This is a genomic window from Curtobacterium sp. MCLR17_043 (genome assembly GCF_003224215.1).
Classification (GTDB): Bacteria; Actinomycetota; Actinomycetes; order Actinomycetales; family Microbacteriaceae; genus Curtobacterium; species Curtobacterium flaccumfaciens.
Window position 1 is genome coordinate 130,848 of record NZ_QKLH01000003.1, and the last position, 25,736, is coordinate 156,583.

General features: G+C 72.1%; 27 protein-coding genes. 12 read left to right on the forward strand and 15 right to left on the reverse strand.

The window, feature by feature from the left end; genetic code table 11:
- Positions 1–31 precede the first annotated feature (31 nt).
- Positions 32–889 carry an NAD-dependent epimerase/dehydratase family protein gene (locus DEJ03_RS03975; protein ID WP_110863591.1) on the forward strand — a complete coding sequence of 286 codons (858 nt, stop codon included), beginning with the start codon at positions 32–34 and terminating at the stop codon, positions 887–889.
- A 68-nt stretch (positions 890–957) separates the two neighbouring features.
- Here the strand turns inward: DEJ03_RS03975 and DEJ03_RS03980 are convergent, their stop codons facing one another.
- Positions 958–2,445: a sugar porter family MFS transporter gene (locus DEJ03_RS03980; RefSeq protein WP_110863703.1), complete on the reverse strand. Its 1,488-nt coding sequence runs from the start codon at positions 2,443–2,445 to the stop codon at positions 958–960.
- Positions 2,446–2,534: 89 nt separating this feature from the next.
- Complete coding sequence (locus DEJ03_RS03985; protein ID WP_181422599.1) at positions 2,535–3,503, reverse strand: DNA-3-methyladenine glycosylase; 969 nt, start codon at positions 3,501–3,503, stop codon at positions 2,535–2,537.
- A gap of 73 nt (positions 3,504–3,576) precedes the next feature.
- On the opposite strand from DEJ03_RS03985, the gene DEJ03_RS03990 reads away from it, so the two are divergent.
- From DEJ03_RS03990 to DEJ03_RS04015, 6 genes are all read left to right on the forward strand, one after another.
- A complete protein-coding gene (locus tag DEJ03_RS03990; RefSeq protein ID WP_071404484.1) occupies positions 3,577–4,605 on the forward strand; it encodes a 6-phosphofructokinase in 1,029 nt (342 codons plus the stop codon).
- Positions 4,606–5,068: 463 nt separating this feature from the next.
- Positions 5,069–6,046, forward strand: a complete 978-nt coding sequence (locus tag DEJ03_RS03995) for an MDR family oxidoreductase (RefSeq protein WP_110863592.1) — start codon at positions 5,069–5,071, stop codon at positions 6,044–6,046.
- Positions 6,047–6,138: 92 nt separating this feature from the next.
- A complete protein-coding gene (locus tag DEJ03_RS04000; RefSeq protein ID WP_110863593.1) occupies positions 6,139–6,807 on the forward strand; it encodes a GntR family transcriptional regulator in 669 nt (222 codons plus the stop codon).
- 3 nt (positions 6,808–6,810) lie between these two features.
- Positions 6,811–8,133, forward strand: a complete 1,323-nt coding sequence (locus DEJ03_RS04005; protein WP_110863594.1) for a hypothetical protein — start codon at positions 6,811–6,813, stop codon at positions 8,131–8,133.
- On the forward strand, positions 8,130–8,927 hold the full coding sequence (locus DEJ03_RS04010) for an ABC transporter ATP-binding protein (RefSeq protein ID WP_110863595.1): 798 nt from the start codon (positions 8,130–8,132) through the stop codon (positions 8,925–8,927). Before DEJ03_RS04005 ends, DEJ03_RS04010 begins: the two co-directional genes overlap by 4 nt.
- Before the next feature lie 99 nt (positions 8,928–9,026).
- On the forward strand, positions 9,027–9,692 hold the full coding sequence (locus DEJ03_RS04015; protein ID WP_110863596.1) for a hypothetical protein: 666 nt from the start codon (positions 9,027–9,029) through the stop codon (positions 9,690–9,692).
- 13 nt (positions 9,693–9,705) lie between these two features.
- On the opposite strand, the gene hemL is transcribed toward DEJ03_RS04015, so the two are convergent.
- The 11 genes from hemL to hemE all read right to left on the reverse strand — a co-directional run bounded on the left by hemL (position 9,706) and on the right by hemE (position 19,571).
- Entirely contained in the window at positions 9,706–11,037 is a 1,332-nt protein-coding gene (hemL, locus tag DEJ03_RS04020; RefSeq protein ID WP_110863597.1) for a glutamate-1-semialdehyde 2,1-aminomutase, read from the reverse strand.
- Positions 11,034–12,089, reverse strand: coding sequence for a porphobilinogen synthase (gene hemB / locus DEJ03_RS04025; RefSeq protein WP_258370480.1), 1,056 nt, complete (start codon positions 12,087–12,089; stop codon positions 11,034–11,036). The genes hemL and hemB overlap by 4 nt, the downstream gene beginning before the upstream one ends.
- Positions 12,086–12,667 (reverse strand): uroporphyrinogen-III synthase, encoded by a 582-nt coding sequence (locus DEJ03_RS04030; RefSeq protein ID WP_258370482.1) that lies wholly within the window; start codon positions 12,665–12,667, stop codon positions 12,086–12,088. The genes hemB and DEJ03_RS04030 overlap by 4 nt, the downstream gene beginning before the upstream one ends.
- Before the next feature lie 258 nt (positions 12,668–12,925).
- On the reverse strand, positions 12,926–13,978 hold the full coding sequence (gene hemC, locus DEJ03_RS04035; protein WP_232536557.1) for a hydroxymethylbilane synthase: 1,053 nt from the start codon (positions 13,976–13,978) through the stop codon (positions 12,926–12,928).
- Positions 13,975–15,207, reverse strand: a complete 1,233-nt coding sequence (locus tag DEJ03_RS04040) for a ferrochelatase (protein ID WP_110863600.1) — start codon at positions 15,205–15,207, stop codon at positions 13,975–13,977. Before DEJ03_RS04040 ends, hemC begins: the two co-directional genes overlap by 4 nt.
- Complete coding sequence (gene hemQ, locus DEJ03_RS04045; RefSeq protein ID WP_181422600.1) at positions 15,204–15,971, reverse strand: hydrogen peroxide-dependent heme synthase; 768 nt, start codon at positions 15,969–15,971, stop codon at positions 15,204–15,206. Before hemQ ends, DEJ03_RS04040 begins: the two co-directional genes overlap by 4 nt.
- Positions 15,972–16,039: 68 nt before the next feature.
- Positions 16,040–16,270: a DUF3618 domain-containing protein gene (locus tag DEJ03_RS04050; protein ID WP_027467026.1), complete on the reverse strand. Its 231-nt coding sequence runs from the start codon at positions 16,268–16,270 to the stop codon at positions 16,040–16,042.
- 41 nt (positions 16,271–16,311) lie between these two features.
- A complete protein-coding gene (locus DEJ03_RS04055; protein ID WP_110863601.1) occupies positions 16,312–16,770 on the reverse strand; it encodes a phage holin family protein in 459 nt (152 codons plus the stop codon).
- The gene (locus DEJ03_RS04060) at positions 16,767–17,021 is read right to left on the reverse strand and encodes a hypothetical protein (protein WP_017887727.1); all 255 of its coding nucleotides are present in this window, start codon (positions 17,019–17,021) and stop codon (positions 16,767–16,769) included. Before DEJ03_RS04060 ends, DEJ03_RS04055 begins: the two co-directional genes overlap by 4 nt.
- A 100-nt stretch (positions 17,022–17,121) precedes the next feature.
- The gene (locus tag DEJ03_RS04065; RefSeq protein WP_258370483.1) at positions 17,122–18,438 is read right to left on the reverse strand and encodes an NAD(P)/FAD-dependent oxidoreductase; all 1,317 of its coding nucleotides are present in this window, start codon (positions 18,436–18,438) and stop codon (positions 17,122–17,124) included.
- Complete coding sequence (gene hemE / locus DEJ03_RS04070) at positions 18,435–19,571, reverse strand: uroporphyrinogen decarboxylase (protein WP_110863602.1); 1,137 nt, start codon at positions 19,569–19,571, stop codon at positions 18,435–18,437. Before hemE ends, DEJ03_RS04065 begins: the two co-directional genes overlap by 4 nt.
- 38 nt (positions 19,572–19,609) lie before the next feature.
- Between hemE and DEJ03_RS04075 the strand changes: the two genes are divergently transcribed.
- Both DEJ03_RS04075 and DEJ03_RS04080 read left to right on the forward strand, forming a co-directional pair.
- Entirely contained in the window at positions 19,610–20,932 is a 1,323-nt protein-coding gene (locus tag DEJ03_RS04075) for a glutamyl-tRNA reductase (protein ID WP_110863603.1), read from the forward strand.
- A 35-nt stretch (positions 20,933–20,967) separates the two neighbouring features.
- Positions 20,968–21,366: an NUDIX domain-containing protein gene (locus tag DEJ03_RS04080; protein ID WP_110863604.1), complete on the forward strand. Its 399-nt coding sequence runs from the start codon at positions 20,968–20,970 to the stop codon at positions 21,364–21,366.
- Positions 21,367–21,369: 3 nt separating this feature from the next.
- Here DEJ03_RS04080 and DEJ03_RS04085 read toward each other — a convergent pair whose 3' ends face one another.
- Positions 21,370–22,638, reverse strand: coding sequence for a Fic family protein (locus DEJ03_RS04085; RefSeq protein WP_220034103.1), 1,269 nt, complete (start codon positions 22,636–22,638; stop codon positions 21,370–21,372).
- A 69-nt stretch (positions 22,639–22,707) separates the two neighbouring features.
- Positions 22,708–22,983, reverse strand: a complete 276-nt coding sequence (locus tag DEJ03_RS04090) for a hypothetical protein (RefSeq protein WP_071404469.1) — start codon at positions 22,981–22,983, stop codon at positions 22,708–22,710.
- 99 nt (positions 22,984–23,082) lie between these two features.
- Between DEJ03_RS04090 and DEJ03_RS04095 the strand changes: the two genes are divergently transcribed.
- Genes DEJ03_RS04095 through DEJ03_RS04105 form a run of 3 tightly spaced genes read left to right on the forward strand, consistent with a single transcriptional unit; the run spans position 23,083 to position 25,635 of the window.
- Complete coding sequence (locus DEJ03_RS04095) at positions 23,083–23,763, forward strand: DUF4232 domain-containing protein (RefSeq protein ID WP_110863605.1); 681 nt, start codon at positions 23,083–23,085, stop codon at positions 23,761–23,763.
- A 12-nt stretch (positions 23,764–23,775) separates the two neighbouring features.
- Positions 23,776–24,204, forward strand: coding sequence for a GNAT family N-acetyltransferase (locus DEJ03_RS04100; RefSeq protein WP_181422601.1), 429 nt, complete (start codon positions 23,776–23,778; stop codon positions 24,202–24,204).
- A gap of 60 nt (positions 24,205–24,264) precedes the next feature.
- A complete protein-coding gene (locus DEJ03_RS04105) occupies positions 24,265–25,635 on the forward strand; it encodes a hypothetical protein (protein WP_146237647.1) in 1,371 nt (456 codons plus the stop codon).
- Positions 25,636–25,736 lie beyond the last annotated feature (101 nt).

A 25,736-nucleotide genomic window follows, 5' to 3' on the forward strand; every position in this document is an offset into this window, starting at 1 on the left:
TTCCACCATGAGACCGTGCCAAGGTCGAGCCGTGCAGAACTCCACGACAGTCGTCATCGCCGGATGCGGCGACCTCGGGACCGAAGCCGGCCTGCGCTTCGCCGACCAGGGCCACCACGTGATCGGACTCCGCCGCCGCGCCGAGCTGGTCCCCGCGCCGATCACCGGCCGGAGCGTCGACCTGCGACACGAGGTCCCCGAGATCCCCGCCGACACGAGCGTCGTCGTCGTGGCCTTCGCCGCGGGCAGCCGCGACGTCGACGAGTACCGCGCCACCTACGTCGACGGCCTGCGCAACGTGCTCGACGGCATCGACGCCTCGGACGCCGACCCACGGGTGCTCGTCGTGTCCTCGACCGCCGTGTACGACGTCTCGGACGGCAGCGAGGTCACCGAGGAGACCCCGGCGCGCGGTGCGACCCCGACCGCCGAGGTCCTGGTCGAGGCCGAGGTCCTGCTGCGCGAGCGCGCTCCCGGCGCCGTGCTGGTCCGGCTGTCGGGCGTCTACGGTCCGGGCCGCGAGCGGCTCATCGACCAGGTCCGGTCCGGTGCCGCACGGCTGGCGCCGGGGACCTCACCGCACACGAACCGCATCCACCGCGACGACGCCGCCGTCGCACTCGTGCACCTGGCGGCCCTGCCCGATCCGGCGCCGCTCTACCTGGGGACGGACGACGAGCCGAGCCGGCTGGACGACGTGCTGCGGTTCCTGGCCGAGGAACTCCACGTCGCCGAGCCGTCGACGGGCGACGGTGACGCGCGGCAGGCCGGCGGCGACAAGCGCCTGTCGAACGCGCTCCTGCGGTCGACGGGATGGACACCCCAGTACCCGACGTTCCGCGAGGGCTACCGCGCCGTGCTGGCGGGTGCGGGCACCCGCCACCCGTGACACGCACGGGAGCCGCAATCTGACGGCCGGGAGGCCCGTGACGGACGCAGCCACGGGCCTCCCGTCCGTCAGGCGGTCCGGTCCACCGCGCGACGCTCGCGTCCGCCCCGGTGCGGCAGGAACGTCTCGTCCCGCAGGGACTGCTCGATCTGTTCCAGGGACTTGCCCTTCGTCTCCGGCACCCGCAGGAACACCAGGACCCACCCGAGCACGTTGAGCGCCGCGTAGACGAGCATCGTGCCGCCCAGGCTGATCCATCCGGTCAGGGTCAGCGCGGTCGAGGTCACCAGCAGGTTGGCGCCCCAGAGCACCATCGCGTGCAGGCTCGTCGCGGCGGCCCGGATCCGCAGCGGGTACATCTCGGAACCGACGAGCCACCCGACGACCTGGATGCCGCCGGCCTGGAAGAACATGAACGCCAGGATCAGCACGAGCGTGAGCACCGGTGAGGGCTTGCCGTCCTGCACGTAGAAGAGCACACCGAACAGGCCGATGCTCACGGCGGCACCCGGCAGCATCACGAGGGTCAGCCGTCGACGCCCGATCCGGTCCACCAACCGCGACCCGACGAACGTCATCACGAGGTAGACGACGCCCACGCCGACGTTCGCCCACAGGGAGTAGACGTGCGGGAACCCGGCATCGGTGAGGATCGTCGGCGTGTAGTAGATCATCATCTCGAGGCCGGTCAGCTGCGTGAACGCGGCGACGATGAGCCCCGCGATCAGGGCCGGCCGGACCCACGGCTTGCGCAGCTGGGCCCACTGCCCGGAACCGGCGCTCGGTTCGGCATCGTCGAGCTTGCGGATGTCGTCGAGCTCGTCCTCGGCGGCGTCGTGGTCCGGGCGCAGCCAGCGCAGCACCCGTCGAGCCGGACCGATGCGGTCCTGCGACACGAACCAGCGCGGGCTCTCGGGCAGGCGGAGCATCCCGAGCAGCAGCACGATGGCGGGGGCGGCGGCGACCCCGATCATGAAGCGCCAGGACACGACGCCGTTCAGGGCCACCCCGACGATGGCGGCGGACAGGATGCCGACGCCGATCGCGCAGTTGAACACCGTGACCAGGCTGCCGCGGCGCGGGCCCGGGGCGATCTCGGCGATGTAGGTGGGGATCGTCTGGGTCGAACCACCCACCGCCAGACCGAGGAACAGCCGACTGAGGATCAGGAACACCGGACTCGGCGACAACGCGGCGAAGAGCACACCCAGGCCGAAGACCCCCGCGATGAGCAGGATGGTCCGCCGGCGACCGATCTTCGCCGAGATCGGACCGGTGACGAGTGCGCCGAGGATCGCGCCGACCAGGATCGACGCCGTGATGAACTCCTTGACGGCGGAACCGATCGAGAACTCCTTGCCGATCTCGATGAGCGTGCCGGAGATGACACCGGTGTCGTAGCCGTAGAGCAGTCCGCCGAGTGCCGCGACGAACGCGACCCGGGTGACGTGCCGCTTCGTGACGCGAGCCGTCTCGGCCGACCCGGTGTCCTCGGGGATCTCCGGGGGGACGCCGGGCACCTTGTCGTGCTCGTCCTCGTCGGTGGTGGTCGTCATCGCGTCCTCTCCGTGCCGGGCGCGCCCCGGACCGGCGGTCACGGTAGGCGGACCAGCACGAACGGACGTTGAGGAAGCGTCGACCGCGCTCAGTGGCCGCGGTGGTCCTGGATCGTCAGCCGCGGACCGAACGCCGGCTTCCGGAACCCGGAGCCGCCGATCAACCGCACGACCCGCTCCCGGTGCCCGCGCCAGGGTTCGAGCAGCTCGAGCATCCCGTCGTCGTCCACGGGGGCGCCCGTGAGTGCCCACCCGACGAGCGCCGGCACGTGGAAGTCCCCCACGCTCGGCGAGTCCGGGTCGCCGTGGGAGCGCTGCGCGGTCTCGGCGGCGGTCCACCGCCCGACCCCGGGGATCGACTGCAGCTTCGTGGAGACGACCTCGCCACCGCGCCCGTGCGCCAGGGTCCGTTCGAGTGCCGGCGCGAGCTTCACGACGCGCATGACGGTGGCCGAGCGCCCCGGTTCGATGCCCGCCCGGTGCCACTCCCAGCTCGGGATCCGCGCCCACGTCCGAGCGTCCGGCGGCACCATCATGCCCGCGGGTGCCGGACCGGGCGCCGGGGTGCCGTGCCGACGGAGCAGGTACCGCCACGCGCCCCACGCCTGGCGCGAGGTCACCTTCTGCTCCATGATCGCCGGCACGAGCATCGCGACCACGGTGTTCGTGCGGAGCAGCCGGAGCCCCGGCTGCCGGTGTCGTGCCGCGGCGAGGAACTCGCTGCCGGAGACGTCGAACGACGACCAGTCGTCGCCGCGTCCGAGCAGATCGGGGGCGTGCTCGACCGCCCACGACGCGCCGCTCCCCCACGCCGACACCGCGATGGTGTCGGCGGCCCGCCGGATCGCCACGGACGCGGGACCGACGGGCGTGCGCAGCGCGAGCCACACGACGCCGCCGACCACCTGGAAGGCCGGGTCGCCGGAGCCGCGCTGCAGGGGCCGCAGGGTCGACGCGACGTCCACCGCGCCTCCAGGCCGGTACACCGTGTCGACGCGAGACGCGTCACCGGACGCACCAGCGGCGTCGACGGCGGCGGCGGAAGCGAGCAGGGACACACGGGGATGGTAATGCGGAACCACCGTCAGTCATGATGGGCACTGATCCCCACCACCCGACGACGGAGTTCCCATGCGCATCGGCATCCTCACCTCCGGAGGCGACTGCCCCGGCCTGAACGCGGTCATCCGCGCGATCGTCCTGAAGGGCATCGCCATCTACGGACACGACTTCGTCGGCTTCCGCGACGGGTGGCGCGGGGTGGTCGACGGCGACATCGTCCCGCTCGGCCGCAAGGACATCCAGGGCATCGCGAAGCAGGGCGGCACGATCCTCGGCACCAGCCGCACGAACCCGTTCGAAGGCCCCAACGGCGGGTTCGAGAACATCTCCGCGACCCTGCAGCGGCACGGGATCGACGCGATCGTCGCGATCGGCGGCGAGGGCACCCTGGCCGCCGCGAAGCGCCTGACCGACGCCGGCCTGCAGATCGTGGGCGTGCCGAAGACGGTCGACAACGACCTGGGCGCGACCGACTACACGTTCGGCTTCGACACCGCCGTCGCCATCGCGACCGAAGCGATGGACCGCCTGCGCACCACGGGCGAGTCGCACTCGCGCTGCATGGTCGCCGAGGTGATGGGCCGGCACGTGGGCTGGATCGCGCTGCACTCCGGCATGGCCGCGGGCGCGCACGCGATCCTCATCCCGGAGCAGAAGACGAGCATGGAACAGATCGCGAAGTGGGTGCGGGCCGCCTACGACCGCGGTCGCGCACCGCTCGTGGTGGTGGCCGAGGGCTTCGTCCCCGACCACGAGGACACGGCGCACACCGAGCGCGGGCTCGACGCCTTCGGGCGCCCGCGGCTCGGTGGCATCGGCGAGCGCCTCGCGCCGCTCATCGAGGAGATGACGGGCATCGAGACGCGGGCCACGACCCTGGGGCACATCCAGCGCGGTGGCACGCCGACCGCGTACGACCGGGTGCTGTCGACCCGACTCGGGTTGGCGGCGATCGACTCGGTCGTCGAGGAGCGCTGGGGCCGGATGGTGGCGCTCCGGGGCACCGAGATCGAGCACGTCTCGTTCGAGGAGGCGCTCGGCGAGCTCAAGACGGTGCCGCAGGCGCGGTTCGACGAGGCTGCCATCATGTTCGGCTGAGTGGGCTGGGGCTGGGCTGCGCGGGCTGGGGCGGCGGGGGGGCTGGAGCGGCTGGCTGTTTCGGGCGTACCGGGTCGAATCGGGCGTACCTGGTCGGTTCTTCGGACCCGGTACGCCCGAATCCGCCAGGCATCGCGCGCGTTCTGGGAAAGAACGGGCATGCCGAGGCGCCCGCCGACTCTGCGCCGGGTCAGATCGGGCGTACTTGGTCGAATCGGGCGTACCTGGTCGGTTGTTCTGGCCCGGTACGCCCGAATCCGCCAGGCATCGCGCACGTTCTGGGAAAGAAGGGGTATGCCGAGGCGCCCGCCGACTCTGCGCCGGGTCAGATCGGGCGTACCTGGTCGAATCGGGCGTACCTGGTCGGTTGTTCTGGCCCGGTACGCCCGAATCCACCAGGCATCGCGCACGTTCTGGGAAAGAACGGACCGAAGGCCGGGAGGCCCGGGGTAGCGTCCGGCGCATGACCCGCGCCGTCCTCGTGTCCAGTACAGCCCCGCCCACCGTCACCGACGTCGACCTGCCGGATCCGGCGGAGGGCGAGGCCCTCGTCGACGTCACGTACTCGAGCGTCAACTACAAGGACGGCCTCGCCCTCGCGCGGAACCCCGGCGTCGCCCGGCTCGACCCACTGGTGCCGGGGATCGACGTGGTCGGCACGGTGTCGGGGCTCGGGCCGGGCGTGCACGAGGTCGCGATCGGTGACCGGGTGGTGTTGAACGGTGCTGGCCTGGGTGAGACCCGGCACGGGGGCTGGGCAACGCAGGCCGTGGTGCCGTCCGGGTCGCTCGTCGTGCTGCCCGAGGCGATCGACGACTCGTTCGCGGCGGCCATCGGCACCGCGGGGTTCACGGCGATGCTCAGTGTGCTGGCGCTCGAGCGCTTCGTCGCACCGGACGACGGGCCGGTGCTGGTGACCGGGGCATCCGGCGGGGTCGGCACCGTGGCGATCGCACTGCTGGCGGCCCGCGGGTACCGGGTCACGGCGTCAACCGGTCGCGCGGCAAACACGGACTCCCTCCGCCGGCTCGGGGCGACCGAGGTGGTCGACCGCGGCACCCTGTCCGAGCCGGGCAAGCCGATGCAGCGCGCCACCTGGGCCGGAGCGGTGGACAGCGTCGGCGGGGCCACGCTGGCGAACGTCCTGGCATCGACCCGGTGGGGCGGTGCGGTGACGGCGTGCGGGCTCGCGCAGGACTCAGCGCTGCCGACGACCGTGCTGCCGTTCATCCTGCGGTCGGTGTCGCTGCTCGGGATCAACTCCGTCGACGCCCCGCTCGAACTCCGACGTCGGGCGTGGGACCGGCTCGCGACCGATCTCGACGCGGCGCTCCTGGCCGACGTCACCCGCACGGTCACGCCCGAGCAGGCCATCGCGGTGGGAGCCGAGGTCGTCGCGGGACGGGTGCACGGACGAACGGTCGTCGCCGTGGCGGGCTGATCCGGCGCGTTTTCCGAGCAGTTGATTTAGCAAACGCTTGCATATTGGCACGCTAGGATTTCGAGTGTCGATTTCGTCCTCGAGGAGATGACATGCCGGTCCCCAAGTCCACCGTGGAGAGCTCTCCCCGGAAGCTCCTGCGCGACGTCGTCTACGAGAAGATGCTCGCGGCCCTGCGCGACGGCACGCTGCAGCACGGCGAGCGCCTGAACGACGACGAGCTGGTCCAGTGGCTGGGTGTGAGTCGCACCCCGATCCGCGAGGCGATCGCGAAGCTCGTCGACATCGGCCTGGTCGAGATGGAGGCGAACCGGTACACCCGCGTCGCCACCCCGACCTTCGAGGACTGGGTCGTCGCGACCCGCGCGACCGCCGGGTTCTTCGAGCTCAGCCTGCGCTGGGGCGTCCCCGAGTACGGCGACGAGGACGTCGATGCCCTCACCGTGCTGCTCGACAAGGCCGACCGCATGCGCAAGGTGCGCGACTACGGGTTCAGCGGCGCGCTCACCGAGATCATCGAGTTCGCCGTCGAGCACTCCGGCAACCCCCTGGTGCAGAACGCGGCCGTGGGTGCCATGGAGCGGGTCCGCTTCACGCTCAACCCCACGCCCCCGTTCGAGCAGTACGGGTCCGAGGCCTTCTTCTCGATCCTGCGCGAAGCGCTCACCGAGCGCGACGGTGAAGGCGCCGCCGAGGCCGGACGAGCCCTCACCCGCAACTTCGAACAGCACATCGAGGCGGTCCGCGCCGACCGCGGCTGACCCGTGGTCGCCGGCGAGTGGGGTGACGCCGATCCCTGGGCGGCCGTGCACGACGACGCCTACGCGTCCCTGCTCGCGCACGTCCGGACCGGCCCCCGCGGACCGGTGTCCGTCGACCTCGACGCACTGAGCTGGGAGTGGGGCACCCCTCGCGGTGACGTCCGTGCGGCGGCGGCCCGGCTCGAGGACCTCGGCATCCTGGTCCACCAGCCGGACGGCACGTGGCAGTACGAGGAGCTCTCCGACGCCGACCTGTCCGACGCACTGGACTTCTGGGTCACGCTCATCGGTCCGGCCCTCCGTGCCACCATCCCGGCGCTCACCCCCGAGCTGCGTGCCGAGCTCGATCGCCGGGTCGCGCGAGCCCGCACCACCGCGGCGCTCCGGTTGCCGGAGTACCCGACGGCGTTCGCCGCCGCCTGCCAGTTCTGGTTCGAGCACTCCCCGAACCCCTTGGTGCGGAGCCTCGGCCTGCGCGCGTTCGAGCGGATGCGGTGGGCACGCGTCCCGACCCAACTCTGGTCGGTCCACGACGTGCACGCCTGGTTCGTCACGACCGCCCGCGCGGTGGACACCCGCGATCCGGCCGACGCGGCGGCGGCGGCAGAGGTCATCGACGAGCTGTTCGAGGTCCACCGGCGGAACGTCGGGGTCCCGCGGACGAGCCGCCCGGCGGACGACACCACCGAACACCGCGCAGGTCCGGTCGACCGCGCCCTGCTCCGCGACGTCCGATCCGGCGCGCTGGCGCTCGGGTCCACCCACACGATCGACGACCTGGTGGCACGGACCGGGGCTCCGCCCGAGCAGGTCCTCGGCGCGCTGCGCTGGCTGCACGACCTCGGTCTCCTCGAGGACGACCGGGGACGCCACCGCGTCGTCGAGCCGTCGTTGACGACATGGCGCGACACGATGGAGCTGCTCACCGGGGTCTTCACCCACGGCGCCGTCCACGTCCTGCCCGGGCTCCGTGGGCCCGCGCTCGAGGAGCTCCGCCAGCTCGTGGCACGGGCCCGCGAGGACGGCCAGGTGCGCGACCACCGGTACACCGAGAGCGCGTTCGCCGTCACCCGGTTCCTGTCCGAGCAGTCCGGCAACCGCTGGACCCGTGAAGCCCTGCGCCTGGTGATGGCCCGGCTCGCCTACGCGCTGCCCGAGGCCCCCACGTTCCGGCAGTGGGACGCCGAGGCGCTCTGGCTCGCGCTGGACACGGCCGCGGGCAGCGCAGACGTCAGCACCGCACGGGCCGCAGCCCGCCGGTTCGTCGACGTCGCACGGGCGCACGTGGACGACGTCACGGCGCGGTGGGGCACGATGGGGTCATGACCGACGCGCACGACGACGTCCTGATCCACGCCACCGGGGTCCGCGTCACGCGCTCCGGCCGCGACCTGCTGCACGACGTCGACCTGACCGTCCGGCGCGGGGAGCACTGGGCCTTGCTCGGACCGAACGGTGCGGGCAAGTCCACACTGCTGGCCGTCCTCGGCGCGACCGGACACCCCACCGCGGGCACCGTCGAGGTCCTCGGCCGCCGGCTCGGGCGCATCGACGTCCGCGAACTCCGGGAGCACATCGGCCACGTCGACCCCCGGCACCGGATGTTGTCACCGCTCACGGTGCTCGAGACCGTGCTCACCGGGCTGACCGGCACGACGGACCTCATGATGCGGTGGGAGCCCTCGGGCGAGCAGGTCGCCCTGGCCGAGCAGCACATCGCCGACGTCGGACTCACGGCACGACGGGACGCACGCTGGCCGGTGCTGTCGCAGGGTGAGCGGGGACGCGCCCTCATCGCCCGTGCCCTGATGTCCGAACCCCAGTTGCTGCTGCTCGACGAGCCGGCGACCGGTCTCGACGTCGCCGCACGGGAGCACCTGCTCGAGACCGTCGACGCGCTGCGGCACCGGCACCCCGAGCTGGGCAGTGTCATGGTGACCCACCACCTGGAGGACCTGCCGGCCTCGACGTCGCACGCCATGCTGCTCCGCGACGGCGCCGTCGTGGCCCAGGGCACCTCGGACGAGGTCATCACGTCGTCGGCGGTGTCGCACGCGTTCGACTTCCCGCTCGCGATCCTGCGAGCAGAGGGGCGCTGGGCCGCGCGCCGATCCGCCTGACGCGTGCTTGAATGGCTGTTCAGTGTCCGCGGCCCGTGTCGGGGAGGGACCCGGCACCGCACCACGGTGTCACGCCGCGGACCGTCACCAGGGGGAACCATGACGAACACGCCGCCGCCCTACCCGGGGTCCGAACCGCAGCCGAACGGCGGGCAGCCCGACGCCGGCCAGCAGTACCCGCAGCAGCCCGCCGGCCAGCCCCAGCAGCAGCCCAGCGCGAACCAGCAGTACCCGCAGCAGCCTGCCGGTCAGCCGTACGCCCAGCAGCAGCCCGCTGGCCAGCCGTACGCCCAGGCCGCCCCCGCCGGAGCCGCTCCGTACGCACCCCCGCCCAAGTCGTCGTCCTCCCGCGGCAAGCGCGTCCTGATCTCGGTGCTCGGCGTCGTCGTGGCCGTGGTGGTGGCCTTCCTCGTCCGCCAGGGCCTCAACGCGGCCTTCAGCGACTCCACGGAGGAGAAGGTCTCGAAGGCCGTCGAGCAGATCCGCGAGCAGAGCGACCTGCCCAAGCAGGTCGACTCCGTCACGACGTGGACCGGGATCGAGGCCGAGGGCGCCGCGATCCACTACGACTACACGGTGTCGGCGAACGTCGACCCGGCCTCGATCACCGAAGGGGCCATCCGCGACGCCGTCGGCCCGAACCTCTGCTCGAACAGCGAGACGAAGAAGCTCCTCGACGAGGACGTCGACATGCGGTACACCTACGCGTTCGAGGGCTCGTCGAAGACCGTCGACACGACCTTCACGAAGGCCGACTGCTCCTGAACCCTGACGCCCGTCACGCGGTCGCGGCGGCAGCAGCCCTCGCGGCCGCGGGCAGGGCGTCGAGGATCCGTCCGACGGCGCGGTCGTCGTGTGCGGCCGTGACGAACCACGCCTCGAAGACGCTCGGCGGCAGGGTCACCCCGGCGTCGAGCATCGCGTGGAAGAACGGCGCGTAGCGGAACACGTCCTGCGCCCGCACGTCGTCGTAGTTCCGCGGTGCCTGCTCGGTGAACGCGAACGAGAACAGGTTGCCGGCGCGCTGCACGGTGTGGGCGACGCCCTCGGCCGACAGGGCCTCCGACGTGGCCGCGGAGATGACCGCAGCGGTGCGGTTGAGCGACTCGTACACGGACGGCGTCGCGGCCCGCAGCGTGGCGATGCCGGCGGCGACGGCCAACGGGTTCCCCGACAGGGTGCCCGCCTGGTACACCGGCCCGAGCGGGGCGAGGAAGTCCATGACCTCGCGCCGACCGCCGAGTGCGGCGAGGGGCATGCCACCGCCGATGACCTTGCCGAACGTGATGAGGTCGGGCTTCCACCCGGCGCCGTCCGGCACGACCTTGGACGCCTCGAGTCCCCACCAGCCGGCAGCACCGACGCGGAACCCGGTCAGGACCTCGTCGACGATGAGCAGCGCCCCGTGCGAGCGGGTGATCTGCGCCAGTGCACGGTTGAAGCCGCGCTCCGGTGCCAGGACGCCCATGTTCGCGGCGGCGGACTCGACGATGACGGCGGCGATGCGCTCGGAGTGCTCGTCGAAGGCCCGGCGGACGGCGTCGAGGTCGTTGTACGGCAGCACGAGGGTCTGCGCGGCGGTCTCGGCAGTGATGCCCGCGCTGCCCGGCATGGCCAGGGTCGCGACGCCCGAGCCGGCCTCGGCCAGCAGGGAGTCCGAGTGCCCGTGGTAGTGCCCGGCGAACTTCACGAGCAGGTCGCGACCGGTGTAGCCGCGGGCCAGTCGGATCGCGGTCATCGTGGCCTCGGTGCCGGTCGACACCATGCGGAGCTTCTCGATGGGACCGTCGCCGTCCACCGACACCCGCTGCTTCACGAGTTCGGCGAGCTCGGTCTCCCCCGGGGTCGACGCCCCGAACGACAGTCCGCGCGCGGCGGCCTGCTGCACGGCCTCGACCGTGCCGGGGTGGGCGTGCCCGAGGATCGCGGGGCCCCACGACGCGACGAGGTCGACGTACTCGCGACCCTCGGCGTCGGTGACGTAGGCGCCCTTCGCGGACACCAGGAACCGCGGGGTGCCGCCGACCGACCCGTAGGCGCGGACCGGGGAGTTCACGCCACCCGGGATCGCGTTCTTGGCACGGCCGAAGAGCTGGTCGTTCGTGGTCATTCGGGGGCCTTCCCGGTCGAGGCGATGCCGGCGACGTCCGCGGTGCTGCCCGAGGTGCGGAGGCCCGCTTCCTCGTTGAGCTTCCGCGCGATGTCGACGGCGAAGTAGGTCAGGATCGCGTCGGCACCGGCGCGCTTGATGCCGACGAGCGACTCCATCGCGGCGGCGTCGCGGTCGATCCACCCGTTCTGCGCTGCTGCGGTGATCATCGCGTACTCGCCCGAGATCTGGTACGCCCAGACCGGCACAGGCGAGGTCGCAGCGGTCTCGGCGAGCACGTCGAGGTAGCTCATCGCGGGCTTCACCATCACGATGTCGGCGCCCTCGTCGACGTCGAGCGCGACCTCGCGGAGCCCCTGTCGACCGTTCGCGGCGTCGATCTGGTACGTCCGGCGGTCACCGACGAGCGACGACGACACGGCCTCACGGAAGGGACCGTAGAACGCCGAGGCGTACTTGGCGGCGTAGGCGAGCAGCGCGGTGCCGCTGTGTCCCGCGCCGTCGAGGGCGTCACGTGCGGCGGCGATCTGGCCGTCCATCATGCCGCTCATGCAGACGAGCTCGGCACCGGCTTCGGCCTGGGCGACCGCCATGTCGCGGTAGCGCAGCAGCGTGGCGTCGTTGTCGACGGAGCCGTCGGCGGCCAGCACACCGCAGTGTCCGTGGTCGGTGAACTCGTCGAGGCACAGGTCGGACTGCACCACGAGCGCATCCCCCACCTCCTGCCGAGCGACCCGGATCGCCACGTTGAGGATGCCGTCCGGGTCGGTCGCGCCGGAGCCCTCGGCGTCCTTCGTGGTCGGGACGCCGAACAGGTTCACGCCACCCACACCGACCGACGCGGCGCCGACCAGCGCGCGGCGGAACGAGTCGAGGGAGTGCTGCTGCACGCCCGGCATGCTCGAGATGTCCACGGCGTTGGTCGCGCCTTCGCGGATGAACATCGGCAGCACGAGCTCGGCGGGGTGGAGCCGGGTCTCGGCCACGAGTCGTCGCATCGCGGGGGTGGCGCGGAGCCGACGGGGGCGGACCTGGGGGAAGCGTCCAGTCACGGGTGACCTTCCTGGTGGGGGGTGGTTGGGTTCAGTGCCTCGACGACGGCGTCGAGCAGGGCTTCTGCGGACCGTGTGCGTCCGACCGCGTGCACGGGGAGTCCGGCCGCACGGGCGTCGGTCGCGGTCCCGGGGCCGATGCAGGCCACGATGGTGCGGGGGTCGAGCGGGGTCATCCGGCGGGCGATCTCGCGGGCGACGCTGCCACTCGTCACGAGCACCGCAGCGGGCGCCGTCTCGAGGGTGATCGGCTCGTCGCCGGTCCCCACGGTACGGTACGCGACCACGTCGTCCACGTCGATGCCGCGGGCACGGAGGCCGTCGACGAGCGTGGGTGCCGCGATCTCGGAGCGGGGGAACAGCACGGTGCCGTCGGTGTCCGGCAACTCCTGCACCAGGCCGGCCGCGGACGTCTCGTCCGGCACCAGGTCGACGACCCAGCCCGCAGCGCGCGCGGCACGGGCGGTCGGCTCGCCGACCGCGGCGACGCGCACCCCGGCCGGGAGGCCCGCCACGCGTTCCGACAGGACCGTCACGGCCGTCGCACTGGTCACCACCACCCACGCGTAACCAGCCACAGGCGTTCGGTCACCGACAGGACCGGGTGATCCGTTCCTCCCGGCCGCCCCGGAGGCGACCAGGCGGCAGACCGCAGCGTCGAGCGCGGCGGGGTCGGACGGCGGAGCGTCCGTGATGAGGGGGACGACGACGGGCGCGAGCCCTCGGGCCCTGGCCTCGGCGGCGACCCGGTTCCCCCACGCACCGCCACGCGGGACGAGGACGACCGGGGGTCGCGCCTCGTCCGTCGCGGTGGTGGAGGGTTCCGTGGTGACCGCCTACTCGGCCGGCGTCGCGAGGCCGGGGCCCGCGGTGTACGGCCCGTCCGTGGTGTCCTCGGCGACGGTGGTCGCCAGGTCGGCAAGGTCGGCAGCGCCGTTCTCGAGCAGCTCGGTCGCCACACGGCCACCGACCGCGAGCGCTTCGTCGAGACGCTCCTGCGCCGAACCGTCGAGCACGGCCGCGTGCGACGCGGTGCGGTACTCGGTGCCGTCGGGGCGGTAGACGGTCGCGGACACGAGCAGCAGCTCGGCGTCCACGACGGCCGTCGCACCGATCGGGGCGGAGCAGCCGGCCTCGAGCTTGGCGAGGACCTCGCGCTCGGCCGTCACCGTCAGGCGCGTGGGGGCGTGCTCGATCTTGCGGAGTGCGGCGAGCAGCCCGCGGTCGGTCTCGTCCGAGCGGATCTCCACCGCGAGCGCACCCTGTCCGGGAGCACTCGGCCAGAAACCGAGGTCGAGCAGTTCCGTGGCGGCCGACAGGCGGTCAATACGGCCGAGGCCCGCGGCGGCGAGCACCACGGCGTCGAGATCGTCGTCCACCCGGCCGAGGCGGGTGTCGATGTTGCCGCGGATGTCGACCACGTCGAGGTCGGGGCGCTGCGCACGGAGCTGCGCGGCACGGCGGGGCGAACCGGTGCCGACCTTCGCGCCCTCGGGCAGGGTGTCGACGGTGGCGCCGTTCCGGGCGACGAGGACGTCACGGGCATCCGCACGCTTCGGCACGGCACCGATCGTCAGACCCGGGTACGGCGCGGTCGGCAGGTCCTTGAGCGAGTGCACGAGCACGTCGACCTCGCCCGCGACCAGGGCTTCACGCAGGGCGCTGGCGAAGACACCGGTGCCGCCGAGCGACGCCAGGGAGGCACGGTTCGTGTCGCCCTCGCTCGTGACGGTGACGAGTTCGACGGGGCGTCCGGCCGCCTTCGCCAGGCGGTCGGCGACGTCCTGCGACTGCGCGACCGCGAGCCGGCTGGCACGGGTGCCGAGCCGGATCGGGGTCGGGCCGTCGGGCCCTGTGGCGCTGGGGTCGTTCACGGTCGTGTCGGTCACGGAGCGACGCCCGCGGCGGCGGGCTTGAACCCCGCTCGCACGTTCTCGCAGCACCCCGGACGGCACACGTCGTACCAGGGGCCGATGTCGGTCATGTGCGGACGCTCGGCCTTCGGCGTGCCGTTGACCCGCTCGAGCACCAGGTCGACGAGACCGGACACGTAGGCCGGGTCGATGCCGGGGGTCTGCGTGCGGAGCGACCAGAAGCCGAGCTCACCGGCGGTCTCGGTGGCTTCCTCGTCGAGGTCCCACATGACCTCCATGTGGTCGCTGACGAAGCCGAGCGGGACGATCAGCACGGCACGGGTCGGGCCGCCCTTGAGGTCCTCGTTCATGTAGTCGTTGATGTCGGGCTCGAGCCACGGCTGCGTCGGGGGGCCGGAGCGCGACTGGTAGACGAGCTTCCAGGCGGGCTTCGACGTGCCCTGCAGGTGGGCGTGCTCGGGCTGCTCGAGGAGCTCGGCCCAGGCCTGGTCGAGGACGACCTCGCCGACGGCCAGGTGCTGCGCCTCGTACGCGCCGTGCTCGTCGAACCCGCGGTAGTCGGGGCCCGAGCGGGCGGCGTCGGTCGAGGGGATGGAGTGCGTCGAGAAGAGCACCTGCAGCTCGGTCGCGACGTCGAGGCCCTCGTTCTCGGCGATCGCGCGGGCCATGCCGTCGCGGACGCCGTCGATGAACGGGCGGACGAAGCCCGGGTGGTCGAAGAACTGGCGGACCTTGTCGATCTGGATGGTGTCGATCAGACCGGTCTCGTTGAGCACGCGGGCGTAGTCCTCGCGGTACTGCCGGCAGCTCGAGAACGACGAGTACGCGCTCGTGGCGATGGCGACGAGCTTCGTGTAGCCCTTGTCCGCCGCCTCGGTGAACGCCTGCTCCAGGTAGGGCTCCCAGTTGCGGTTGCCCCAGAGGACCGGCATGTCGATGCCGCGCGACGCCAGCTCGGCCTCGAGCGCGGCCTTGAGCGCACGGTTCTGCGCGTTGATCGGGCTCACGCCGCCGAAGTGGCGGTAGTGGTGCGCCACTTCTTCGAGACGCTCGTCCGGGATCCCGCGGCCGCGGGTGACGTTGCGCAGGAAGGGGATGACGTCGTCCTGTCCCTCGGGGCCACCGAAGCCGGCGAGCAGGATCGCGTCGTACGCGGTCGGGGTCTCGACGTGCTCGGGACCGGACGCCGCCGCGGGGGTGGCGGCGAGGACCTGGCCGTTCGTGATCATGCTGGTGTCGGTCATGACAGCACCTCCGGGAGTTCGGCGGTCGTCACGCGACGACCCGTGAAGAAGGGGACCTCTTCGCGCACGTGCATGCGCGCTTCGGTGTAGCGGAGATCGCGCATCAGGTCGACCAGGTCGACGAGGTCCGGGCTCTCGAGCGGCAGGATCCACTCGTAGTCGCTCAGGGCGAAGGTCGCGATGGTGTTCGTGAGCACGCGGCGGTACTTCGCGCCGGCGACGCCGTGGTCGCGGAGCATCTTGGAGCGCTCCTCTTCCGGCAGCAGGTACCACTCGTAGGAGCGGACGAACGGGTACACCGTGATCCACGCCTCGGGGTCCTTGCCGCGCAGGAACGCGGGGGTGTGCCGCTTGTTGAACTCGGCCTCGCGGTGCATGGCCATGACGTGCCAGACCGGCTCGGCGTCCTGGAACAGGCCGGTGCGACGGATCTCGCGCAGCACGGCCTGGATCGCCTGTGCGTCGTCGCCGTGCAGCCAGACCATGACGTCGGCGTCGGCACGGAAGGCCGAGACGTCGTAGAAGCCACGGATCGTGACCCCGCGCTCGGCGGCGCTGGCGATCACGGTGTCGAGTTCGGCCACGGCGTCGTCGCCGACGCGGTGCACCGGGCCGAGGGGCCGGCGGAACACTGCCCAGAGGGCGTAGGCCGTCAGCAGGTTCGGGTCGATCCCGGAGTCCGGCTGACCGGTCTCGGCGGGTTCCGTGTGGGGGTGGTCGTGCGCGGGCACGGGCCCGGTGTTCGTGGGCGCGTCGGAGCTCATGGATCCATTGTCCTATCGGTTGCCAGGGTGTTGGCCGCCCCGCATCCGGTGGACCGCGCTCGGGCGGTCTACCGCCGTCGGAGCACCATCACGACGATACCCCCGACCACCGCTACGCCGGCTGCGAGACCGGCCAGGTAGGGCACCGGCTTCTCGTCGAGGCCGCGCTTGAACTTCGACGCCGCGATCCCGATCTGCTTCGGGACGTTGAGCTTGTCCTCGATCGCGTCGAGGGTGTCGAACAGCTGGGCGCGGGTCGCGGCGACGCGAGCAGCGAGATCGTCGTGCGGGTCGGTCACGGTTCCTCCGTCGGTGGTGCGGCTGTCGGGGCTGTCGGCGCTCAGGAGCGGCCGTCGACGTCCGGCGTGCGGCTGCCGTACTGCGTCGGCGGGGTCGGCTTCTTGCCGAGGCCCTTGACCGCGTTGATGTCGTCCTTGACGCTGGCGATCGTGCGCTTCGGCGTGATCGGCAGGCCCTTCTTCAGGCGCTTCCAGCCGATCAGGCCGAGGATCGCGGCGATGATCAGCATCACCACGGCCACCACCAGTGCGGCCAGCCACGCCGGCATCACGGTCGCGAGGCCCATCACGGCTGCGGTCAGCAGGACGCCGATCGCGTAGAGCACGACGACGAGCGCACCGACCAGCAGGCCGGCTGCGAGACCGAAGATCTTCGCCTTCGCGAGCATCTCGGCCTTGAGCAGGTCGATCTCGCCCTTGACCAGGCCCTTGACGAGCTTCGGGACGTCGCCGACCAGGCCGAACAGCGAACGCGACTTGCGATCGCGGGTGTCGGTCATGAGGTGGTGGTGTCCTTCTTCTGGCCGACCTTGCGGACGGCCTTCTTGGTCGTCTCACCGATGAACTCGGCGACGTCCGGGGTCTTGTCGGCGATGAAGTCCTCGGCGACGTGCACGCCCTTCTGGACGCCGTTGCTGTTCCAGACCTTGCCGCTGACGGTCTTGATCTGCTCGTACCGCGCCCGTCCGGCTCGCGATCCCAGGACGTACCCGAGTGCGGCGCCGGCGACGAACAGGAGCTTTCCGCGCATGTGCGATTCCTCCGTGCATTGGTTGTGCGGTGGTCATGCACCGAACGGAATACGTCCGGCGGTCTCACCAACAGTAGCCCTCAGGGGCTGCGCGGTCCGCTCAGGAACCGAGGATCTGGTCGGCTGCCTTCCGAGCGGCGGCGATGATCCCCGCCAGGCCGCGTCCGGTCGAGGCCTCGCCGATCCCGACGACGCCCTCGGCCAACCCGGCCGCGGTGAGGTCCGGTCCGTACCAGCCGACGCGTGCGGCGCCGCTGACGCGGTCGGCCGTGATCGGCACACCGAGCAGCGTGGACGCGTCCTGCAGCGCGCGGCTGCCGACGGGGTCGGTCGGCTCGACCGGGAGGCTCGTGGCCACGCCCGCAGGGTCCGTCCCGGTGGTCGCGTAGCTGAGTCGCAGGACGTGGCGTCCGCCCGCCACGTCGGCCAGCCACGGCCACTTCACCGTCGCGTGCGTGAGGGCCTTCGCCGACACCGCCTGGGCGTCGGGGTGCACGAGCATCCCGGTGCCACGCGGGGCGGCGTCGAGCTCCGGCTGGTCGACGACGAGCGTGACCAGCTGGATACCGGTCCGGTCGGGGGCGGCGGTGCGCTCCGGGTCGGCGACGGAGGACAGGGTGTGCTGGGCCGGCAGCCGTTCGGTCGTGCCGTCGGCGCTGACGATCTCGACCGCGTGCGCCTCGATGCGGGTCGCCCGGGTGTGCAGCCGGACGTCCACCCCGTAGGTCTCCATGTCGGCGACGAGCTCGTCCACCAGGCGCACCGTCCCTCCGCGGATCCCCTGCACCGGGGTGCCGGCGGCCGCGCGTGCCCGCAGCGACAGGACCGCTCGGGCGAGTGAGCCCTCGCGCAGCAGTGCGGCACGCAGGCCCGGAGCCACCCGGTCGGGATCGAGCTGGTCGGGGTGCGTGGAGTGCACGCCACCGGCGATCGGCACCACGAGGTCGTCGAGCACCCGCTCCCCCATGCGCCGGCGGACGAGTTCGCCGAGCGACGAGGCCTTGGCGCCCACCGGTGCCGGCAGCAGCGAGTCCATCTGGGCGCGCAGGCCGCCCTTCTGCCCGACCACGGCCAGCACGTCCGCGGCCATCGGGGTGCTCGGGATACCGAGGAGCCCGGTCGCCGGGATCGGGGAGGTCCGACCGTCGCGGGTCATCAGCCAGGCGCCGCGGGGGTCGGGGGCGACGACGTCGTTGCCGAGCCCGAGCTCGATCGCCAGGCGGCCGACGGCGTCCGTGCGGGTGGCGAAGGAGTCCGCCGCCATGTCCAGGTCGATCCCGCCGACGGTGTGCCGACGGATCATGCCGCCGAGCGCACCCGAGGACTCGACGAGCACCACGTGGGCGCCGCCCTTGGCGAGGTCACGGGCTGTGACGAGCCCGGCGATCCCGCCGCCGACCACGACGACGTCGGTCACGCGCCGGCTCCGTCCTGCGCTGCACCGTTGTCCGAGCGGCCGTCGCCGAGCGAGTGGACCAGCTCGACCACGCGGGTCAGGACGTCCGGGTCGGTCTCGGGCGGGACCCCGTGGCCGAGGTTCACGACGTGGGCCCGTGCGGCGCCACCCCGACGGACGACGTCGCGGACGTGCGCTTCGAGGACGTCCCACGGCGCCGAGAGCATCGCCGGGTCGATGTTGCCCTGCACGCCGACCCCGGTGCCGACGCGCTGGACCGCCTGGTCGAGCGGCAGGCGCCAGTCGACCCCGACCGCGTCGATGCCGACGGTGTCCGTGCCGAAGGTCGTCATGTCGGCCAGGACCTCGCCGCTGCCCACGCCGAAGTGGATGCGCGGCACGCCGAGCTCGGCGACGTGCGACATCGCCTGCGCGGAGTGCGGTGCGACGGACCGGACGTAGTCGGCGCGGGAGAGCGACCCGACCCACGAGTCGAAGAGCTGCGCGGCCGAGGCCCCGGCGAGCACCTGTGCCCGGAGGAACATCCCGGACACCTCGGCGGCCCATGCGAGCAGCCGCGACCAGGTCTCGGGGTCGGCGTGCATGAGCGTGCGGGCGCGGATGTGGTCCTTGGACGGGCCACCCTCGACCAGGTAGGCGGCGAGGGTGAACGGCGCCCCCGCGAAGCCGATCAGCGGGGTGTCGCCGAGCTGCTCGACCGTGCGTCGGACGGCCTGCTCGATCGGGGCGAGGGCCGCGGGGTCGAGCTGCTCCAGGGCGTCGACGTCGGCGGGGGTCCGGATCGGCGACGAGAGCACCGGGCCACGACCGGGGACGATCTCGACGTCCACACCGGCGAGCTTGATCGGCACGACGATGTCGCTGAAGAAGATGCCCGCGTCGACCCCGTGCCGGCGGACCGGCTGCAGGGTGATCTCCGACGCCATCTCCGGGTCGAGGCACGCGTCGAGCATGGCTGTGCCGATCCGAAGCTCCCGGTACTCCGGAAGGGACCGTCCGGCCTGCCGCATGAACCACACCGGGAGCGTCTCCGGACGGTCACCCCGCAGGGCCCGTACCAGGCGGGAACCACTCGTCCGCCCTGATGCCAGGGGGTGGGAGTCGGGGAGGGATGTGGTCGTCGCTTCGGTCACCGGATGATTCTCCCATCGAGCGCGTTACCATTGACTACGTGCTCATCTGTCTCACGGCGTCGCATCGCAACGCCAGCTTCGATCTCCTGGAGCGACTGAGCATCGGTGCACCCGCGGCAGCCAGCCGACTCGTCACGGATGCCGGCGTCCTGGACGGTGCAGTGGTCCTCGCGACCTGCAACCGCTTCGAGGCGTACCTCGACATCGCGGGCGACGAGAGCGACTCCGCCGTCTCCGCCACCGTGCAGGCCGTGGCCGCCGCGAGCGACCTGGACGCCACCGAGGTCCTGGACTCCGTCAACGTGCTGGACGGCAAGGACGTCGTGCAGCACCTGTTCGCCGTGTCGAGCGGACTCGAGTCCGTCGTCGTCGGCGAGACCGAGATCTCCGGCCAGGTCCGGCGCTCGCTCGAGGACGCCCGGTCGAACGGCACCACCACCTCGGACCTCGAGCGCCTGTTCCAAGAGGCCGCGCACACCTCGCGCGGCGTCAAGACCCGCACCCGCATCGGTGCCGCCGGCCGGTCGCTCGTGCGCCTGGGCCTCGAACTCGCCTCGTCGCGGGTCACCGACTGGGCCCGCACCCGCGTGCTGCTCGTCGGCACCGGCAGCTACGCGGCCACCACCATCGCCGCACTGCGTGACCGCGGTGCCACGAACATCCAGGTGTTCTCGCCCTCGGGCCGGGCGCCCTGGTTCGCCGCCAAGCACGACCTCGTCGCCGCCCGCGACCTGCGCCAGGCCATCGGCGAGAGCGACGTCCTGATCACCTGCACCTCGAGCGAGGTCCCGGTCGTCGCACCGGCTGACCTCGACGACGGGGTCCGGCGCATCGTCATCGACCTCGGGCTCCCCCGCAACGTCGACCCCGCGGCCGCCGGTGTCGACGGCGTCGAACTGCTCGACCTCGAGACGATCAGCATCCACGCCCCGATCTCCGAGCTGAACGCCGAGTCCGAGGCCCGCGCGATGGTCGACGACGCGGTGTCCCGGTTCCGCGCGCAGGCAATGGAGCAGTCGACGACCCCGGCGCTCGTGGCGTTCCGCAAGCACGTGTTCGACATCCTCGACGACGAGATCGAGCGGGCCAAGCGCCGCGCGGACGCCGACGGCGAGTCCGTCGAGCACACCGAGCGGGCGCTCCGGCACCTGGTCGGCGTCCTGCTGCACCGTCCCTCGGTCCGCGCCCGCGAGCTCGGTCGCGCCGGTCGCGGCGAGGAGTTCGTCGGGGCGATCGACTCCCTGTACGGCGTCCGGCCGGAGGCCGAGCCGGAGCTGCCGTCGCCCGTCGTCCCGCTGGCCGACCGCACGGCACTGGACCCGACCGCCTCGGATCGCGACGACCAGGCGGACGCGAGCTGAGCCTCCAGACAGGCTCGCAACCACCCACGCTGCGCGTGAGTGCGCTGCTGCTGGTGCGTGACCGACGTGTCCTGATGGTGCGCGCCCGGGCGCGCGACGTGCTCTACCTGCCCGGCGGCAAGGCGGAGCCGCACGAGACCGACGTCGAAGCCGCGGTGCGCGAGGCGTACGAGGAGACCGGCCTGCGGCTCACCGCCGACGACGTCGACCCGTTCGGCGTCGTGCTCGAGCCCGCCCACGGGCAGGCTCCGGGGACCATGGTCGCGATGACGCTGTTCCTGGTCCGGCCGGGAGGCCCGCTGGACTCCGCCACGCCCGTCGCCTCGGCCGAGGTGGACGAGGTCGAGTGGGTCACCTCCGTCGACGCGGATCGCTGCCCGCCTGCGGGCGTGGAGACGCTCCGCCGCCTGGTGGCGGCGGAGCTCATCGACTGACCGTCAGGCCCTGGGCGGAGCTGCCGGCACGTGTCTGGTCGGCGGCACGACGCCGGTGTCACCAGCCGGAGAGGCGAGACGGCGTTCCAGCAGTGCCAGCGCGCCGATCACGGCGTCTGCCTCGAAGACACGGTTCCGCCGTCCCGCCGATCGTTGTGTCAGGACTCCACGCTCGACGAGGACCCCCAAGGCCGTGTTCGCGGCCTGCTCGCTCCGGCCCGTCGCGGCCGCGAACGTCTGCGCGGTGAGCACGGGCATGCGGGGCGCGAGTTCGAGCGCCGACCATGCAGCGGAGTCAGAGCGGACTCCGGCGAGCGCAGATCGCCAGGACTCCTTGATCCGGACGAGCTCGTGCTCGAACTGCGTCATCCGGTCCACGACCTCGGCCATCGCCTCGGCGAAGAGCCGGACGAACTGCCCGACGGCCCGCTGCGCTGGCTCCGATGCCGGCGGATCGGTGGACCGGAACCGCTGGAGCCCCGCTTCGTAGTCGACAGCACGGGTCGCCAGGACCAGGGACACCGGTGGAGACGACTCGATGGTCAGCCCCCGTGACCGCAGGACAGCGTGGATCAGTGCGCGTCCGATGCGACCGTTGCCGTCGGCGAACGGGTGGATCGTCTCGAACTGCGCGTGTGCGACGGCGGCGATGGCGATCGTCGGCAGCGTGCTCGAGTTCACGAACTCCAGCAGGTCGTCGAGGAGCCCTGGCACCCGCTCCGGCACGGGCGGAACGAACGCCGCTGCGGCAGGCGTCGGTCCGCCGATCCAGTTCTGCACCGCTCGGACCGTGCCCCCGACCTCGGGTGTCGTCGAAGCTTCCATCAGCCGCCGGTGCGCCTCGAGGAGCAGGTCGAGGGTCACCGGGGAACCCGGACCGACCGACTCGGTGAGGAAGGTCATGGCGTCGATGTTGCCGAGGACCTCGGTTGCGGTGCTCCACTGCCCGAGCGGGCTCCGTCCGCGCGCCTCTTCTTCGAGCAGCTTCCGCGGGGAGACCTCGAGGCCCTCGATCATCGACGACCCGACCGCTTCGGCTCGGAGGAGCATCCGGCCCAGTGCGTCTCCGCTGCCGAGCAGCGTGGATCTCGTCTCGGCTTCCGTCACCGCAGCGGTGGCCTCGAGCACGGCCGCTTGTTCGGTCGGTCCGAGATCGACCGTTCGGCCCTGCAGCGGATCCGGCACGTAGGCCTCGAAGACCATCGGCATCCGGAAGGCGCGTGTCGCGGCCGCCGGGTCGCCCGTGCGGCGGATCGTCTCGTACGAAGCCATACATGGATCATCCCATGATCAAGGATGACTGCCTATCCTTGATCATGGGATGCGTTCCACTCGGGTTCGTCAGGCCTTGTCGGTGTCGGTGTACTCCCCGACCTCGCCGTTCTGGGCCGGCTCGGCCTCGCCGGGGATGTCCGAGTCGACGTACTCGCCGTCGGGTCCGGTTCCGGTCGGTCGCGTCTCGCCGGGGATGTCGCTCGAGACGAACTCGCCGACGGGCTCCGTCGACTCGACGTGCTCCTCGCCCGGGATCTCGCTGTCCGTGAAGGCTCCGGCGCGGGGTTCGACCCCGTCCGCGCGACCCTCGTCGCCTCGTGCCTGTTCGTGCTTGCCCGTCATGTCCGACCTCCGCTGCTCGGGTTGCTTGCCTCGGAGTGTGCCCGTGGTCCCTGGACGCCGACCGAACCGGATGCGGCGTTCGGTGGTTGCCTGTGCACCATGCAACGCAGCAGCCGATCGAAGTTCCTGCTCGTCGTGACCGGGCTCGCCGCCGTCGGGACACTGGCGGGGTGCGCCTCGGACGGGCAGCCCGCCGCCACCGAGACCGTCACCGCGCCCGCGCCGTCGCCGTCCGCGTCGGCGTCCACGCCGCAGTCGTCCGAGGAGTCCGCCTCGGCGGCACCGTCCTCCGGGTCCGGCTCGTCCGCCGGATCCGGTGCCACCGGCGGGGCGTCCGTCGACCGGTGCGCGGTGTCGTCGCTCGCCGGACGCATCGAGGCCGGCAGCGGTGGTGCCGCCGGCAGCGTCATCGTGCACCTGGTGCTCGAGAACACCGGGTCGACGACCTGCACCGTGCAGGGGTGGCCCGGCGTCTCGTTCGTCGGGGGCGGGAACGGCAAGCAGATCGGAGCGGCGGCCGTCGCGGAGAAGAGCTCGCCGCACCCCACCTTGACGCTGGCGCCCGGGAAGACCGCCGTGGCGCCGCTCAAGATCGTCCGTGCCGAGAACTACTCGGTGGGCGACTGCTCGCCGCAGACCCCCGACGGCTTCCGGGTGTACCCGCCCGGGTCGAAGCAGTCCCTGTTCGTGAAGGACACCGACTTCCAAGCGTGTGCGTCGGCCGATGCCTCACTGCTGTCCGTGCAGGCGTTCGTACCGGAGGGGCAGGCGACCTCGTAGGAGTCGGGCACGATGAGCACCGTGACCACCACGATCAGCGACGAACGACCGGGCACCGACGAACTGGTGGCGCTGTACGACGCCGTCGGGTGGACCGCGTACACGCAGGACCCCGCGGCCCTCACCGCGGCGATCGCCGGCTCCCACACCGTTCTGACGTCCCGCGACGGCGACGGGCACCTGCTCGGCCTGGTCCGCACGGTCTCCGACGGGGTGACGATCGTGTACGTGCAGGACGTCCTGGTTTTGCCGTCCGCGCACCGGTCCGGCATCGGTGGTGCACTGCTCGACGCCGTTTTGCAGCGGTACGCCGGCGTTCGCCAGACGGTCCTGCTCACCGACGACGAGCCGGGGCAGCGAGCGTTCTACGAGTCACGTGGCTTCGTGGAGGCCCACGACGTCGACCCACAGCCGCTGCGCTCCTTCGTGCTCCTGCGCTGAGCACGGATGGGTCTCGCGACCGATTCCGTGCGGCGTGATGCCCTTCCTAGACTCGGGCGCATGGGGGCTCGCGCACGGACACGTTCAGCGGCAGCCCTCGCAACCGCGCTCGGCGTCGTGCTCGCCCTCGCCGCGTGCACGTCGTCACCACCGCCGGCTGGATCGGAATCGGCGCTCGCGAAGCTCATCGCCCGGATCGAACGACTGCCCGGCGTCGACACGGCCGACGGCGAGATCCGTCAGGTCGACGCGAAGGACGACCCGCAGAACTGGATCGCTTCGCTCGAGGTGCAGGCCGACACGACGGACCTCGCGGTCGCCGAACGGATCCGGAACACGGCAGCGCGGGGTGTCACCGGCACGACGCTGTCGGTGACCGTGGACGTGCCCCGCGGCCGGGCGTCGGCGCCGGTCGCAGTCGACCCGATGGACGCCGACGTCGTCGACCTGGCCGGACGGCTGCGCGCGGAGCCCTTCGTGCACCGGCTGTGGGCGACCCCGTCACGTTCCACGATCTGGCTCGTGCCGGCCGTCAGCTTCACCGACGCCGTCGCGCAGGCCCGTCCGATCGTCGGTGACCACCCGGCCTCCCTGATCCGTGGTGACGTGTCCCTGGGCATCACGGCGACGCACCCCGGGCGAGCACTCCTGCGCACGATCGACGGGTTCGACCGCGACGGTGACAACGACGTCGAGGGCCTGTACTACTCACCGGGCACGACCTACGCCGACGCTGCGCAAGCCTCGGCCGACGCGGCGCAGGCTGCCACCGACACGGCCGCCGAGGCCGAACGCCCGTACCTGTCGATCGACGGCGAACGACTCGGCGCCGTCGCCGACGTCCTCGTCCGGACGAAGGACGAAGCCGCCGATGCACACCGCGCTCCGCGCACCGCGTTCTCCGTCGGCCTCGACGGGACGAGTGGCTGGATGGGACTCCCCCTCGACGCCGAGAAGCCGCAGGACGCCACTGCCCCGGGCACCCCGACGTCGGGACCGTCGCCGACCCCGTGGGTGCCCGCCGACGTCAGCGACCACGCAGCGACGCTCCGGGCGTTCCTCGAGCGCTCCGCCGACGCTGCCGGGGTCCGGGCGACCGTGACCACGGGCACCGAACAGTGCGCGCCGCCCGGATCGACCTGGTCACCCGATGCGACCGGCACCCGCGCGACGGCGTTCAGCATCGTGCCCGTGTTCCAGATCGTCGACGACGCGCAGGGGGCGTTCGACGCCGTGACCGCGCTGTGGACGTCAGAGGGCCTCGAGGTCAGCGGCCGGGCGATGGGGCGGGACTACTGGTCATCGTCGACGGGGGCGGACCCCGCCACGGCGAGCATCCGCGGCACCGTCGACGGGCTGAGCCTGAGCGCCGAGTCGGTCTGCGTCCCCGGCCCTGACCCGGCGACACCGCGTTCCGGCACCCGCCCTTAGCGCCCGCGGGTCCCCGAGTCTCGGCTCCGCGGACAGTTTCGCCGTCGTGACGCCCGCGATCCGTCCGCCGGACCGAGACTCGGCGCGGGCGGCGCCCGGCG

Bases quoted from the DNA above. Each gene is read 5' to 3' on its own strand.
- DEJ03_RS03980 (WP_110863703.1), bottom strand. From the start codon at position 2,445: ATGACGACCACCACCGACGAGGACGAGCACGACAAGGTGCCCGGCGTC.
- DEJ03_RS03990 (WP_071404484.1), top strand. From the start codon at position 3,577: ATGCGCATCGGCATCCTCACCTCCGGAGGCGACTGCCCCGGCCTGAAC.
- DEJ03_RS03995 (WP_110863592.1), top strand. From the start codon at position 5,069: ATGACCCGCGCCGTCCTCGTGTCCAGTACAGCCCCGCCCACCGTCACC.
- DEJ03_RS04000 (WP_110863593.1), top strand. From the start codon at position 6,139: ATGCCGGTCCCCAAGTCCACCGTGGAGAGCTCTCCCCGGAAGCTCCTG.
- DEJ03_RS04010 (WP_110863595.1), top strand. From the start codon at position 8,130: ATGACCGACGCGCACGACGACGTCCTGATCCACGCCACCGGGGTCCGC.
- DEJ03_RS04015 (WP_110863596.1), top strand. From the start codon at position 9,027: ATGACGAACACGCCGCCGCCCTACCCGGGGTCCGAACCGCAGCCGAAC.
- hemL (WP_110863597.1), bottom strand. From the start codon at position 11,037: ATGACCACGAACGACCAGCTCTTCGGCCGTGCCAAGAACGCGATCCCG.
- DEJ03_RS04040 (WP_110863600.1), bottom strand. From the start codon at position 15,207: ATGACCGACACCAGCATGATCACGAACGGCCAGGTCCTCGCCGCCACC.
- hemQ (WP_181422600.1), bottom strand. From the start codon at position 15,971: ATGAGCTCCGACGCGCCCACGAACACCGGGCCCGTGCCCGCGCACGAC.
- DEJ03_RS04055 (WP_110863601.1), bottom strand. From the start codon at position 16,770: ATGACCGACACCCGCGATCGCAAGTCGCGTTCGCTGTTCGGCCTGGTC.
- DEJ03_RS04060 (WP_017887727.1), bottom strand. From the start codon at position 17,021: ATGCGCGGAAAGCTCCTGTTCGTCGCCGGCGCCGCACTCGGGTACGTC.
- DEJ03_RS04085 (WP_220034103.1), bottom strand. From the start codon at position 22,638: ATGGCTTCGTACGAGACGATCCGCCGCACGGGCGACCCGGCGGCCGCG.
- DEJ03_RS04090 (WP_071404469.1), bottom strand. From the start codon at position 22,983: ATGACGGGCAAGCACGAACAGGCACGAGGCGACGAGGGTCGCGCGGAC.
- DEJ03_RS04095 (WP_110863605.1), top strand. From the start codon at position 23,083: ATGCAACGCAGCAGCCGATCGAAGTTCCTGCTCGTCGTGACCGGGCTC.
- DEJ03_RS04100 (WP_181422601.1), top strand. From the start codon at position 23,776: ATGAGCACCGTGACCACCACGATCAGCGACGAACGACCGGGCACCGAC.
- DEJ03_RS04105 (WP_146237647.1), top strand. From the start codon at position 24,265: ATGGGGGCTCGCGCACGGACACGTTCAGCGGCAGCCCTCGCAACCGCG.